1 protein-coding gene is annotated in these 749 nt (G+C 52.3%); it reads left to right on the forward strand.

Annotated features, from left to right (window positions below; genetic code table 11):
* Positions 1–749: AAA family ATPase (locus tag B5E53_RS18750; RefSeq protein ID WP_162611987.1), on the forward strand; the 749-nt coding region annotated here is incomplete at both ends.

Consider the following 749-nt stretch of genomic DNA (forward strand, 5'->3'; position numbering starts at 1 on the left):
GTGGGACAGTATATCCTGTCACCTGCCCGTGTACTGACTCCGGAGGAGGAACTGACCGTCCCGGTACTGCCGGACTGGTATATCATCCCGAAGGAAGTCAAACGGATCTGTGAACACGCAAAAGTCACTACGGACACGGTACAGCCCATGCGGAACTTTCTTCTGCGTGGCCCTGCCGGTACGGGAAAAACGGAAGGAGCCAAAGCAGTTGCTTCCGGGCTTCATCTTCCTTACCGGTGCCTGACCTGTTCCGCAAATACAGAGGTATTCGATCTGCTCGGGCAGATCCTGCCGGATGTGGACGGGAAACGCACTGCCCTGGAGCGGCAGTATCCGTCTTTCCAGGATATCATGCTGGACCCGGCAAGCGCCTATGAAAAACTGACCGGAACCTACGATGAAAATATTACAGAAGATCAGGTCTACAAGCAGCTCATTGATACTATTTTTGATGAAATGCACGAATACTATGCCTCCAAAACCAGCCAGCAGCATTTCCGCTACGTGGATACGCCGCTGGTGGAAGCAATACGGAACGGATACCTGATTGAGATACAGGAGCCGACGGTCATTGCAAATCCCGGTGTGCTAGTGGGATTAAACTCCCTGATGGACCGATGCAACAGTGTGTTTCTCCCCAACGGTGAAACGGTACAGCGGCATCCGGATATGGTGATCGTCGTAACAACAAACAATGACTATGCAGGCTGCAAGCCCTTAAACCAGTCCGTAATCTCCCGTATGAGTGT

Source organism: Eubacterium sp. An11, from assembly GCF_002161065.1.
Lineage (GTDB): Bacteria > Bacillota > Clostridia > Lachnospirales > Lachnospiraceae > Anaerobutyricum > Anaerobutyricum faecale.